We start from the raw sequence: 12,667 nt of genomic DNA on the forward strand, positions 1-12,667 counted from the left end.
AAGTAAGTGTGTTGTCAACACCCGACGGGCAGCGGGAAACAATAGAATGTGCTCATGTCCGAGAGTGTCGTGGCGGAAGAAGGTCCGGCCAGTGCCGAGCGCGTGATGCTGGAGATACTCATCCACGGCCCGCTCTCGCGCGTCGAGCTGGCCGAGCGATTGGGTCTTTCCGGCCCCAGCCTCACCCGCCTCACCAAGCCGCTGCTGGCCTCCGGGAGGCTGTCGGTGGGCGAGCCCCTGGCGCGCGCCGCGGGCCGGCCGATCCTGCCGCTGGATCTCGACCCCGCCGCGGAGCGCTTCGCCGGCGTCAAGATCACCGCGACCGCCGTGTACGCGGTCGTCACCGACCTGCGCGGCGTCATCTGCGGCGAGCTCGAGCTGCCGCTCGCCGGTCACGAGCCGGAGGTCGTCGCCGACGCCGTCGCCCGCGCGGTCGGGGCGCTCCCCGCCGAGTTCGCGCCGCTCTCGGGCGTCGGCATCAGCCTCGGCGGCAACTCCGCCGACGGCCGGACGGTCAGCGAATCGCACTTCCTCGAGTGGGTGGACGTGCCACTTGCCGACCTCGTAGAGGGGCGGGTCGGCCTCCCGGTCACCGTCGCCAACGACGTCAACGCGCTCACGCAGGCCCAGCACTGGTTCGGCGCCGGCCGCGGGCTCGACACCTTCGTCGTGGTGACGATCGGAGCCGGCATCGGGATGGGGCTCGTCGCCGGCGGGAACGTCGTCGCCGGCGCCCACGGCGCGGTCGGCAGCATCGGCCACCAGCTGCTCACCTGGTCGGAGGCGACCTGCTGGCGTGGCCACCACGGCTGCGCGAGCGCGCTGCTGAGCACCGCAGCCGTCGAAGCGGCGGCGTCGCGGGCGACCGGGGCAGAGCTCGACTACGACGCCGTGCTGCGCGGAGCCTCGCGCGGTGACCCCGCGCTGCGCTCGGTGGTCGACACGGCTGCAGCGGCCCTCGGCCTCCTGCTGGCCAACGTCACCAACACGCTCGACCCGCGCAAGATCCTGCTGGCCGGCGAGGGCGCTCGGCTCGGGGAGGTGGGCGAGCACGCGATGCTGGCCTCCCTCGTCGAGGCCGCCGACTGGGAGAGTGTGCGCACCCCCGTGGAGGTGCAGCCGTTCGCCTTCAACGAGTGGGCCCGCGGCGCCGCCGCGACGGCCATCCGCGCCCGGATGACGTCAGCAATTCCGGAGGCCGCGGCCGCCACGCCGTACCGTGGCGCGTAACTCCGGACATTCCCGCCGCACCGTAGTGGACCTCCGGAGTTACGGACAGCCCTGACGGTGGGCCGGGCGTCGGCAACTCCGGAGGCCGGGCCCGGATTCGCTGGAGGTTCCGGAGTTACGGCCACGCCGGCGGCGTGTCGCGTGCGGCCTCCGGAGTCACGGACCTCACCTCCACCAGCCACACCCGGTCGGGATACGACAGCGGCGCGGCAAGGCCAGCCGTCGCAAGGGCGCGGCCGGAGAGGACGACGCCCTCCACCTCGGTCGGTCCCAGCGAGCGCGACAGCGGGGTCACGCCGTCGGTGCCCGCCGGGCCGGACGAGGCGCCCGCCGCCCCCGCGAACCACGGCGGCACGCGGTAGCCGCCCGCAGGGTCGCCCAGGGCCAGCGGAAGCACGCGGTAGCGGCGGTCGGGGTCGAGGCCGCGCAGGGTGATGCGGCCGAGCGGCCCCTCCGCGGATCGGCCCAGGAATGCCAGCGAGTACAGCGCGCGCGATCGGTCCGGCGCGACGACCCCGCTGATCCACAGGGTCGGGTCGACGTCGTCCATCCGCACCAGGTCGCCGCCGTGCAGGAGGTCGCGGTGCTCCCGGTAGAAGGCGATCCACTCGGCGAGGGAGGTCAGCTCGTCCTCGCTCGCTCGCGCCAGATCCCACTCGATGCCCAGGTGCCCGACCAGTGCCGTCGCCGCCCGGAACGCGAGGTCGTGCTCGCGGTGCGTGGTGTGCGAACGCCCGGAGGCGATGTGGGCGCCGAGGAGCTCCGGCGGGAGGAGCTGTTGCGTCCAGCGGTGCATCTCCTGACGCTCCAGCGGGTCGATGCAGTCGGAGACCCACACCCGGTCGGTGCGCTCGATCACGCCGAGGTCGACCCGGGCGCCGCCGGAGGAGCACGACTCGATCTCCACGTCGGGGAAGCGCTGCTTCAGCTCGTCCATCAGCCGGTAGGTCGCCAGCGTCTGGGCGTGCACCCCCGGCTCGCCGCCCGGCGCCGTACCGGCGTCGACCAGATCGCGGTTTTGGTCCCACTTGATGTAGGCGATGTCGTTGCTCTCGAGGATGTCGACCATGCGGTCCCTGATGTATGCGTACGCCGCAGGGATGCCGAGGTTCAGCACCTGCTGGTGCCGGGACTCCACGGGCAGCCGCCCGCCGGTCTGCATGATCCACTCGGGGTGCGCACGGGCCAGGTCGGAATCGAGGTTGACCATCTCGGGCTCGAACCAGAGACCGAACTCCATCCCGAGGCCGCGCACGCGCTCGATCAGCGGGGTGAGGCCGTCGGGCCAGACGGTCTCGTCCACGTACCAGTCACCGAGTCCGGCGTGGTCGTCGCGACGGTGGCGGAACCAGCCGTCATCGAGCACGTACCGCTCGACGCCGATCGCTGCGGCGCGCTCGGCGAGGTCGACGAGGCGATCGAGGTCATGGTCGAAGTAGACGGCCTCCCACACGTTGAGCGTCACCGGCCGCGGGCGGCGCGGATGCTGCGGCCGAGAGCGGAGGTGCCGGTGCAGGCGCTGGGCCTGGTCGTCGAGCCCGTCGCCGTAGACGCCGAACAGCCAGGGCGTGCGGTAGCTTTCGCCCGGTCCGAGGGTGAGCTCGCCCGGCAGCAGCAGCTCGCCGCCGCCGGCCACCTGCTCGCCGGTGGACAGTCGCTCGGCGTAGTGGCGGTGGTTGCCGCTGAAGCCGACGTGGACGCCCCATACCTCGCCGCGCGCGAAGCCGAACCCGGGCTCGCCGACGGTGAGCAGCGTCGCCGCGTCGGCGCCCGTGCGGCCACGGCGCCCCTCCCTCAGGTGCGTGCCGACCCGCAGCTCGCCGCGCTGCGGCGTGCGCTCCTTGCCCCAGCGCCCGGCGAAGTCGAGCGTCTCGCGAGCGCGCGCCGGCAGCGGGAGGGCCAGGGAGAGCTCGTCGAGCCGGTAGGGCGCGCCGAGGTTGGTGATGGTCGCTGCGGTGCGCAGCGCACCGGCGGGGGAGAGGTGGAGGTCGAGGACCAGCTCGAGCTCGGCGATGTCGTCGCGCGCGGTGACGGTGACCGTGCCGCCCTCGGGGAGCGTGAGGTGCGCGCCGGGAGAGGTGCCGGGGACGACGTCGGTGCCGCTGTCGGCAGCACTGCCGCTGTCGGGTCCGGACGGAACGCCCTCGGACGCCCGCACGCTCACCGCCCGGAACCATGGCGACCACGCCTGCCCGTCCCTGCTGCCGCTGAGCCCCGGCCTCCCGAGCCACCCGGTGCGCTGCTCGGGGAGGATCGCGACGCGGATGGGCTCGTCGACCGTGTTGCCGGCCTGGGGAGGCACGCCGGCGAGCACGATGGCCCGTGCGTCCTCGGCGCTCAGGTCGCCGAGCGCCGCGCCCCAGTGCGCGATGGACGGCAGGAGGCCGCCGCGCACATCGAGAAGCACGCTCACGCCGCCCGCTGTCAGATGGATGGTCTCCACGCTCATTCGGCGTTCCTCCCGCACATAATTCCTTCGCAAAACTATCGCACATGGGTGCCGCCTCGCGCGCGGGGGCCCATACAAACCGAGGCATGTGCACGTTCACATAGCACTTCGAAATCAGATAGGATCTGGAGGCGCCCGCAATCGAATCGATTCGAACGGCCGGCCTTCCCGCACCATCCCCGCACCACCTCCAGCACCGCGCTCGCCGCGATGCTGCCATTTTTGCGTCCAGCGCCGGGCGCGGCCCTGCCCCCACCCGCACTCCAGCAGAAGGACGTCTCTTCGTGACCACCGTCGTGCATCCCGGCGACTCGCTCTCCGGCCGCCAGCGCCTGGCATACATCCTCATCCTCGGCGCGCTCACCGCACTCGGGCCCTTCACAATCGACATGTACCTTCCCGCGCTCCCGACACTCGAGTCGGACTTCGGCGTCTCGACGGCGATGATCCAGCTCACCCTCACGGCGACCACGATCGGCTTCGGCCTCGGCCAGCTGGTCGTCGGCCCGTGGTCCGACAAGGTCGGCCGTCGGATGCCGCTCATCGCCGCGACCGGCGTGCACATCCTCGCCTGTCTCGCAGCGGCTGTGGCGCCGAACGTCGAGCTGCTCGGGGCGGCGCGAGCCCTGATGGGGGTCGGCGCTGCCGCGGGCGGTGTCGTCGCGATGGCCATGGTGCGCGACCTGTTCGGAGGCCGCCCGCTCGTGCGCATGCTCAGCAGACTCGCCCTCGTCAACGGGCTCGCCCCGGTGCTCGCCCCTGTGCTCGGGTCGTGGCTGCTGCTGGTGATGCCGTGGCAGGGCATCTTCGTCGTCCTCGCCGGCTACGGCCTCTTCGTGATCGTGTGCGTCTCGCTGTGGATCGCCGAGACCCTCCCGAAGGCGCGCCGGCACGACGCCGGCCATGCCACCGTCGGCCAGCGCTATCGCTCCGTGCTGAGCGACCGCGTCTTCGTCGGCATCGCCATCGTGGGAGCCGCGAACTTCACGGGCCTGTTCTCGTACCTGTCTGCCAGCCCCTTCATCTTCCAGGGCCTCTATCAGTTCACTCCGCAGGAGTACGGCCTCCTGTTCGCGGTCAACTCCATCGGCATCATCATCGGTGTGCAGTCGGCCTCCCGGCTGACGAAGTACTTCGGCCCGCAGTGGATCCTCGCGGTCGCGACCATCGTGATGCTCGTCGCGTCGCTCGCCATCGTCGCGCTCGACCAGGCGCACGTCGGCATCTGGGGCGTAGCCGTGCCGCTCTGGTTCTTCATCGCAGCGTGCGGATTCGGGTTCCCCTGCGTGCAGGTGCTCGCGCTGAACAGCCACGGCCACGAGGCCGGAACGGCGGCGAGCCTGCTCGGCGCGCTCAACTTCGGCGCGGCCGGCGTCTTCTCGCCGATCGTCGGCCTCCTCGGAACCAGCAGCGCGGCGCCGATGGGCGCGATGATGGCGATCTGCGCGACGGTCTCCATCGCCGCACTGTGGCTGATCGTACGCCCGGGGACGGTTCCCGAGCTCGCGCACTGAGGTCAGGCTGCGTCTTCTGTGCGCCGCATCTCGTGTCGGCCCGGCCCGATTGGCATCTAAGGGGTGTCGAGTCGTGTGATCACAGAGCGGGTGAGAGTGCCGTCGATCTCAGCGTGTGGCGAGTGGAACGCCGGCGCATTCTCTGCGTGATTCCCGTCGGCCGGGCCGACACTGACGAGCACGTCGGCGTGCCCGAGGGCGTTTCCGCGCCTTTCCTCCTCGACGCGCTCACGAGCGAAATGTGTAGTCTGAAATTACAACGAGAGGAACCAATGCCTTCCATCCTGCACGTCAATGCCAGTCCCCGCGACGCCCATAGCCAGTCGTTGGCGCTGGCTCAAAGCTTTCTGGGAGCGGTGGAGGCGGAGGTGCCCGGTCTCGACATCCACACGGTGGATCTGTTCAAGCCGGGTGTTCTCCCTGAGTTCGGCATCGCGGCCGCCCAGGCCAAAATGGCGGTCTTCACGGGAAGCGAGCAGACGCCCGACCAGAAGCGCGCGTGGGAAGCCGCTCGCGCCGTGTTCGACAACTTCGCGTCGGCGGACGCCTACGTCTTCAACATCCCGATGTGGAACGCCGGAGTGCCATACGTCTTCAAGCAGTGGATCGACATCATCACGCAACCGGGTTGGAGCTTTGGATTCGATCCAGAACATGGCTATTCCGGGCTGATGACAGGAAAGAAGGCCGTCGCAATCCACACATCGGGTGTGTACCACCCGGGAGTACCGCCCGCGTTCGGCTCCGACTTCTCGACCACGTTCGTGGAGGACTGGCTGAACTTCGTCGGCATCGTGGACGCAGACCACGTCCGTTTCGCGCCCACGGTGCTCAATCAGGATCCGGACACGTCGCGACGCCACGCGCACGCGGAACTCGACGGCCTTGTCGGATCGCTCGCGGATCACCTTCTCGGACCGGGCAGCTGAACTGGCGTCCGTCTCGGAACTTCCGGGGAATACTCCTCCGGCGAGCATTCACGTCCATTGCGCTCGCGAAGTGCCTCGGATTGGAGCGAACGCGGGCACATACCATGCGAGTGATCCTTACCTGAAAGGGCACCGGGCGGACGATCACGTCAGTGGTACCGAGATCGGTTTCTTCTCCGACCACCGCTGTCCATGTCGAGTGGCCCCAGGGCTCGTACGGCTGGCTGGACCGATCTGTCGACGTCAGCCAGCACCCCGCTGAACTGTGCGCCTCAGAACCGCTCCACACCGGCCGACGTCGATCGCGATTCGGCTGCGGCCCGTCGCGCCCAGACACGCGACTGTTGTGGACGATGGTCGCGAGGTCGAAAGGCCGGTCGGCGAGGATGTCGAATGCGAGCGGATGCGTCGCGCTCGACGGTACGGTGAGTCCATGACCGGCGCGAATCCGCACGAGCTCCACTCAGCCGCGCAGGTCCAGCGACGCTGGCCCCTCATCTCGGCTTCCGTCGCCGTCGGCCTCGTCCTGCTGCTCGGGGCGATCATCGCCTTCCGCCCGACCGAGCCGTTCGCGGTCGACCTGAAGTGGATGGAGGAGGTCGTCGAGCATCGCTCCCCGGTCTGGACGGTGCCGGCGCTGTTCTTCAACTACGTGGGTGGCGGGATCCTGGGCTCGGTGGTGATCCCGGTGGTGATCTTCCTCCTTCTTCTCGCCTTCCGGAGGCCGTGGGGTGCGACGTACTTCGCGCTCGCCAGCGTGCTCTCGGTGATCTGCGTGCAGCTGCTCAAGCACACCGTGGGGCGCGCCCGGCCGTCGGAGATCCTCGTGATCGCCGATCCTGGTTCATTCCCGTCGGGGCATACGGCCAACGCGGCGACGATGGCGGTCGTCTTCGGCATCCTGTTCCCGCGGGTGTGGGTGTGGTGCGCGGGCACAGCCTGGGCGGTGCTGATGGCGATCAGCCGCACGTACCTGGGCGCGCACTGGCTGAGCGACACGATCGGCGGCCTGCTTCTCGGCGCCGGGGTCGCCGTCATCGTGTGGGCACCTCTCGCCTATCGACTCGCTCTCGAGAGCGCGAGACCGCACCCGTTCCTCCGGCGCACCGGCCCGCGCTGAAGCCGTGGGCGCGCGCTCAGGCCGAGGAGCGCATGATCAGGGTCCCGACTCCGACGGCGATCGCGGGGTCTTCGCCGCTCCGCTCCGACCACGCCGCCGACAGCCCGGCCCACGCGAGCGCCCAGCGCAGCAAAGGCGGTTCTTCGATCCCGGTCTCGTCCGCGATGACGCGCACCGTGCGTTCCATCCGGCCGGGCGCAAGTGCGACCTCCCAGCCCGGGTTGCACAGGATGTTCGCGAAGTCGAAAGCGGGATCGCCGTGGACGTGCTTCGGGTCGATGACGAGCCAGCCGCGACCCCCGCTCCGGGGCTCGCCGAAGTCCAGGACGTTGCCGTGGTGGAGGTCGCCGTGCAGCACGACATCGCCGGCGGGTGTCGCGAGCAGGGCCTCCGCCTCCGCGGCCGCGCGCACGAACAGTCCGTCGTGGGCGGTCGGATGCGCTGCGGCGTGCTCGAACAGCTCGCTGAACCAGCGCCGCAGATCGACCAGCCCCTCCGGCCTCGGGAGGTCGTCGACCGTGTGGAGGCGCAGCGCGGTCTGGCACAGGATGCGCGTGGCCGTTTCGTCGCCAGCCGCGCTCGACACCGCCAAGGCTGCCAGATCACGATCGCCGCCCGCGCGCTCGAGCACCAACGCGTCGTCGTCGGCGGCGAGGACCGCTGCCGCGCCGCGGCCCGCCCACCAGCGCAGCACCCGCCCGCCCGCGGCCTCCTCGGCCACGGTCGCCAGCTTCAGGTATGCAGCCGTACCGCTGCGGCGGACCGGCTGCAGCACGCTCGACGGCGTAGCGAAGGCGGCGCCGTCCGCCACCAGCCCCCAGCGGCTCCTCCACGGTGCCAGCAGGGCATCGGGATCGGCGCGGCCCGGCCCGGCGACACTGGAGGAGGTCACGCTGCCATACTTTCACGGTGCATTCGATCCGTCCGTACCGGCCAACCGACCGCGACGACGTCTACGACGTGTGCGTGCGCACGGGGGCAGCGGGCGCGGACGCGACCGGCCTGTACTCCGACGACGCGCTGCTGCCCGACATCTTCGCCGGCCCCTACCTCGCCTACCAGCCCGATCTCGCGTTCGTGGTCGACACCGGCGAGCGGGTGGCCGGATATATCATCGCCGTCGAGAATAGCCGGGCCTTCGCCCGCTGGTACGACGACAACTGGCTGCCCCGCTTCCGTACCGCCCACCCTCTCGACTCCGCCCCGAACGCCGATGAGCGGCAGGTCATCGGGTGGGGACTCGACCCGCGGAGCAGCATCGTCCCGGAGGTCGACAGGTTTCCGGCGCACCTGCACATCGACCTGCTTCCCGAGCTCCAGAGGCAGGGCTTCGGCCGCCGGCTCATCGATCGGCTGCTGGCCGCGCTGCACGAACGCGGCGTGCCGGGGGTGTTCCTGCGCGTGTCGTCAGCCAACGCCTCCGCTCTGGCGTTCTATCGGCGGCTCGGCTTCCGCGAGCTGCCGTCGAGCAGCCCCGGCTCGCCCGTGCTGGGCATCGCGACCGACACCGAGGTGTGAGCGCGCGCGGAAACCTACCGAAACCGCGGCAGCCGCTCGAACCAATACAGCAGTTCGGGGGAGATGCGGCGCAGCTGGGCCATCGTCATGAAGTCTTCGGGACGTGTCACTGGTCGGTCGAGCTCCTCCGCGACGCGCTCCATGTCCTCCGCCGACCAGAACTGGCCCCGCATCCGCAGCAGCACCTGGCCGTCGTGGTCCGCGACGAAGAGCTGCGGGAGGGTGTCGAGGGTGCTGCCGTCGTAGAGGCGCAGCATCAGGATGGAGCGCACGTCGAGCGGGCGCACGAGCCGCGTGCGACCGAAGAACCCGCGCTCCCGCACGCCGTCGGCGCGCAGCGTGACCGTCGCGCTGAAGAACCTGTAGACGCCGACGATCGTCGCGAGCACGACGAGCACATGCGCGCCAAGGACGAAGGTCCAGTCGCCATCCGGGATGGTGAGCCAGTAGAGGACCGCGAAGACCGGGGTCGTCAGCGCCAGGATTGCCGTGAGACCGCGCGCGAAGAGGTCGCGATCGGGGCGCAGCACAACGACCGGCGCCACGTCCGCCTCGACTTCCGACCCCTGCTGCCTGCTCATCGAGATGAGCCTGACGGATTCCCTTCGTCGTCGGTAGCGGCATTTTGGGGGACACGCCGCTCGCGCTCGGCCAGCGCCCGCACCCGGAGGGAGCGCACACGGAAGGCGGAGAGGATCGTGGCGAGCACACCCACGGCGAACAGCACGATGGTAGCCGGGTCGTGCATCGAGCGACCGATCAGTACGGTGACCACCGCGAGCGCGACGGTCGCGCAGAGCTGGCTGAACATGGTGCCGGTCACCGTATAGCTATAGCACACCAATGCAGCATCTCACCATGGACCTGCAGGCGGTAGAAGGTAGAATGTAAGCAAAAGACATGTAAAACTTAGGAGTTGACAACCTAGGTTTAAATGGGAAATATTACTTGGGAAACCCCAGATGACCCCGACCCTAGGACCCCGAAAAATGACGGACACCATCATTCCCGAGAAGCCCGCCGGCCTGAGCCGGAGAACTGCGATCGCGACCGCCGCCTGGTCGGTCCCAGCCGTCACCGTCGCATTCGCGACCCCCGCTGCGGCAGTCTCGGCGCCGCCCGTGACGGCTCTCACCCTCGCTTTCACCAAGGAGGTGTACCGCGCGGTCCCCGGCCAGGCCTTCGACGGACCCGAGGCTGTCATCCTCCGCCTTCTCGACGTCGGCAATGTCCCCGTCGGCGGCGCCATCATCCAGTTGACGATCGAAGCGCCGAGCGGCAACGACGACGGTCAGACCAACCCCGATGAGAGTACTCCCAGTATCCCGCCGACGGCGTACTTCCTTGATGGCGGCGTTCAAAAGACGACCATCTCCCTGACCACCGACGACGGAGGATGGCTGCGTCCAATCGTCGTCGCCGGCCCGATCGGCGGCTCCCTGCGCATCAACGCCGTCGTGATCTCGGTCCCGGGAACCACCTCGAAGGGGCAGCTCGCCCAAGCGTGGCTCCGTATATCCGACCTGCGCGACATCTGGTCGTGGGGAACGGGCACGTACGGCGTCCTGGGAACGGGCTCGACACGAGCGTCACTCATTCCCGTCGCCGTCAGCCTGCCCTCGTCCGTCAACTCCATCAAGGGGATCTTCGGCAGCGAGAACCACCGAGTGTTCGCGATCGACGATCAGGATCGCGTGTGGGCGTGGGGCTCCGACGCGAACTCCAACCTCACCGGCGGGGGCCAGGCGCTCACCCCTCGGGACATCACCAGCCGCTTCCCCGCGGGCCTGGCCGTCACGCAGATCAGCTTGGGATACGACCGGAGCTACGCGCTCATGTCGGACGGCTCGGTGTATGGCTGGGGCGCGAGCGGGAATCAAGGACTGTTCCAGGCCACGAGCAAGACGAACGTCGCAGCGAATCAGAGCACTCCGGTACGGCTCAACTTCGAGAACAATCCGCAGAAGCTGACCGCGCGGATCGTGAAGGTCACTGCGACCAGGCAGAGCGCCTACGTTCTCCTCGAGAACGGCGAAGTCTGGACCTGGGGCATCCAGACCGGTGGGGCGCTCGGCAACGGCGTGGTCAGTGGCGCGGTGCAGAGCGGCGCGTCCCCGGTGAGGGGCCTCCCCACCGACTCGCCCGTCATCGACGTCGACGGACACTATTACGGCGCGACAGCCGTAACCGCAGACGGCCGCGTCTACTCGTGGGGCTCCAACAGCTACGGCGAGGTCGGCGACGGAACCACGACAAACAGGTCCACGGCCGTGCAGATCCTGGCCGGCCGCGGAAAGGCGCTCCGCGTCTACGGCGCCTACAGCAATGCCGGTGTCGTCATGGAGGACGGCAGTGCGTGGGTCTGGGGTCGCAATCAATACGGCGCCAACGGCAATGGGCTCAACTCGACCTCGGCGGGAGCACCGCTTCAGCACTCCTTCGGTGCGGCTGTCACCGCTCTCAGCGTGGGCGCGAGCACGATGGTCGCGCTGCTCGCCGATGGGACGATGATGGGCTGGGGCAGGAACGCAGCGGGTCAGACCGGTACGGGAGTGTCAGGAAACCCTGTCCTCCGTCCCGCGAAGGTCGTCGGGCTGCCGGGGCCGGTGTCCCACGTCGCGGCGACGGGATACTCCGTGATGGTGACCGTCCCGCAGAGCACCTGAACACGCTCCGATTCGCCGTGACGGCCCTGGATGTCGTCATCGATGTCGTCATCGACCGGAGCGCGGCACCGGACACCGATCTCACCGACCTGGTGGAATCGTGGTCCTGGTGCCGTGCTCCGCGCGGCACGTCCCCGGCGGCGGTTCTTGTGGCCGAGCTCGACCCGCGCGCACCACAGCCGGCGATGCCCGACTGGTCGCTCCTGGCACGTCAGCGTTTCGTCATCGCGGCGCGAACGGTCCCGGAGCTGTCCGAGCTCCTCTCCTCCGCCGTCACCCGCATCGCAATCGAACGCCGATCCGATGCGTTCACGCTCCTTCACGCTGCAGGGCTATCACATCCGACCTCGGGCGCGGTGGCCGCCCTCGTCGGACCATCTGGTGCCGGCAAGTCGACCGCGGCGCAGGTCCTGGGCCGCACGCTCGGCTACCTCTCCGACGAGGTCGTCGCCGTCGGACGAAGTCGCCGCGTGCTCCCGTTCGCCAAGCCGATCTCCATCGTCGATCATGGTCGTCCCTGGAAACGGCAGGCGCATCCCGACGCGCTCGGCATGACCCGGCACCGAGGCGAGCTGCGACTGCGCCGGCTTGTCGTCCTCGACCGCCACCGTGAGCACTCCGGGGCGCCGGAAGCGTGGCCGCTGGATGTCCACACGGCCGCAGAGTCGATCGTCCCGAACGTCAGCTCCTTCGGGCGTTCGACCCGGTCGCTCGCCGCCCTGACTGCCCTGATGACAGAATGCGGGGGTGTCATCCGCGTCCGCTATCGCGACGCCGAGGACCTTCCACCGTTGATGCTCCGACTGCTCGACGACGCGGCGCTGGTGCAAAGCGTCGCTCGCGCTCGCGTTGACGACGAGGTCTGGATCGGCGAGACCTGCTATCTGCAGCTCGGGCTGGAGCTTGTGGCTCTCGCAGGGGTGGGAGCACTCGTATGGCGCATGCTCGAGGCTCCCTGTCCCGAGCGCATTCTCGCGGAGGGCGTCGTCGCGGAGCTGGCCTCTGTTTCCGGCAACGTCAGTGACCTCGCCCACGTCGAACGCGTCATCGGGCAGTTGGTGGAGCGGGGGGTTCTTGTGAAGGGAGTGTTCCCCGATCGCGTCACAGCGCCGATGACCGCATGACGGCGCGCACGCTCAGCGGCGCGAGAGGACCGTCTACGACACTAGGGAAGCTGCGTCGTCAGCACGCAACGGTGGTCGGCTCAGCGGTCGGCTCAGTGGCGTCGGCCACATCCCCAC

At 69.4% G+C, this 12,667-nt stretch carries 11 protein-coding genes; 7 read left to right on the forward strand and 4 right to left on the reverse strand.

The features are described 5' to 3' along the window. Nucleotides 1-54: 54 nt before the first annotated feature. The gene (locus tag ACPPVW_RS10650) at nt 55-1,230 is read left to right on the forward strand and encodes an ROK family protein (RefSeq protein WP_426623099.1); all 1,176 of its coding nucleotides are present in this window, start codon (nt 55-57) and stop codon (nt 1,228-1,230) included. Nucleotides 1,231-1,345: 115 nt separating this feature from the next. Here ACPPVW_RS10650 and ACPPVW_RS10655 read toward each other — a convergent pair whose 3' ends face one another. Continuing rightward, on the reverse strand, nt 1,346-3,679 hold the full coding sequence (locus ACPPVW_RS10655; RefSeq protein ID WP_426623100.1) for an alpha-galactosidase: 2,334 nt from the start codon (nt 3,677-3,679) through the stop codon (nt 1,346-1,348). 284 nt (nt 3,680-3,963) lie between these two features. Between ACPPVW_RS10655 and ACPPVW_RS10660 the strand changes: the two genes are divergently transcribed. From ACPPVW_RS10660 to ACPPVW_RS10670, 3 genes are all read left to right on the forward strand, one after another. Continuing rightward, on the forward strand, nt 3,964-5,193 hold the full coding sequence (locus tag ACPPVW_RS10660) for a multidrug effflux MFS transporter (protein WP_426623101.1): 1,230 nt from the start codon (nt 3,964-3,966) through the stop codon (nt 5,191-5,193). Between the two features lie 122 nt (nt 5,194-5,315). Further along, the gene (locus tag ACPPVW_RS10665; RefSeq protein WP_426623102.1) at nt 5,316-6,122 is read left to right on the forward strand and encodes an FMN-dependent NADH-azoreductase; all 807 of its coding nucleotides are present in this window, start codon (nt 5,316-5,318) and stop codon (nt 6,120-6,122) included. Between the two features lie 433 nt (nt 6,123-6,555). Beyond that, nucleotides 6,556-7,242, forward strand: a complete 687-nt coding sequence (locus tag ACPPVW_RS10670; RefSeq protein WP_426623103.1) for a phosphatase PAP2 family protein — start codon at nt 6,556-6,558, stop codon at nt 7,240-7,242. Nucleotides 7,243-7,258: 16 nt separating this feature from the next. Here ACPPVW_RS10670 and ACPPVW_RS10675 read toward each other — a convergent pair whose 3' ends face one another. Beyond that, nucleotides 7,259-8,134 carry an aminoglycoside phosphotransferase family protein gene (locus ACPPVW_RS10675; RefSeq protein ID WP_426623104.1) on the reverse strand — a complete coding sequence of 292 codons (876 nt, stop codon included), beginning with the start codon at nt 8,132-8,134 and terminating at the stop codon, nt 7,259-7,261. Nucleotides 8,135-8,151: 17 nt separating this feature from the next. On the opposite strand from ACPPVW_RS10675, the gene ACPPVW_RS10680 reads away from it, so the two are divergent. Next, nucleotides 8,152-8,760 carry a GNAT family N-acetyltransferase gene (locus ACPPVW_RS10680; RefSeq protein ID WP_426623105.1) on the forward strand — a complete coding sequence of 203 codons (609 nt, stop codon included), beginning with the start codon at nt 8,152-8,154 and terminating at the stop codon, nt 8,758-8,760. Nucleotides 8,761-8,774: 14 nt separating this feature from the next. Here the strand turns inward: ACPPVW_RS10680 and ACPPVW_RS10685 are convergent, their stop codons facing one another. Both ACPPVW_RS10685 and ACPPVW_RS10690 read right to left on the reverse strand, forming a co-directional pair. Beyond that, a complete protein-coding gene (locus tag ACPPVW_RS10685) occupies nt 8,775-9,341 on the reverse strand; it encodes a hypothetical protein (protein ID WP_426623106.1) in 567 nt (188 codons plus the stop codon). Next, a complete protein-coding gene (locus tag ACPPVW_RS10690; protein ID WP_426623107.1) occupies nt 9,338-9,583 on the reverse strand; it encodes a hypothetical protein in 246 nt (81 codons plus the stop codon). The genes ACPPVW_RS10685 and ACPPVW_RS10690 overlap by 4 nt, the downstream gene beginning before the upstream one ends. A gap of 166 nt (nt 9,584-9,749) precedes the next feature. Here ACPPVW_RS10690 and ACPPVW_RS10695 point away from each other — a divergent pair, with 166 nt between their 5' ends. Both ACPPVW_RS10695 and ACPPVW_RS10700 read left to right on the forward strand, forming a co-directional pair. Then, nucleotides 9,750-11,426: an RCC1 domain-containing protein gene (locus tag ACPPVW_RS10695; RefSeq protein ID WP_426623108.1), complete on the forward strand. Its 1,677-nt coding sequence runs from the start codon at nt 9,750-9,752 to the stop codon at nt 11,424-11,426. A 17-nt stretch (nt 11,427-11,443) separates the two neighbouring features. Then, entirely contained in the window at nt 11,444-12,550 is a 1,107-nt protein-coding gene (locus ACPPVW_RS10700; RefSeq protein WP_426623109.1) for a hypothetical protein, read from the forward strand. Nucleotides 12,551-12,667: the final 117 nt, after the last annotated feature.

It is taken from the genome of Leifsonia sp. McL0607 (genome assembly GCF_049993355.1).
In the GTDB taxonomy this organism is placed as follows: Bacteria; Actinomycetota; Actinomycetes; order Actinomycetales; family Microbacteriaceae; genus Leifsonia.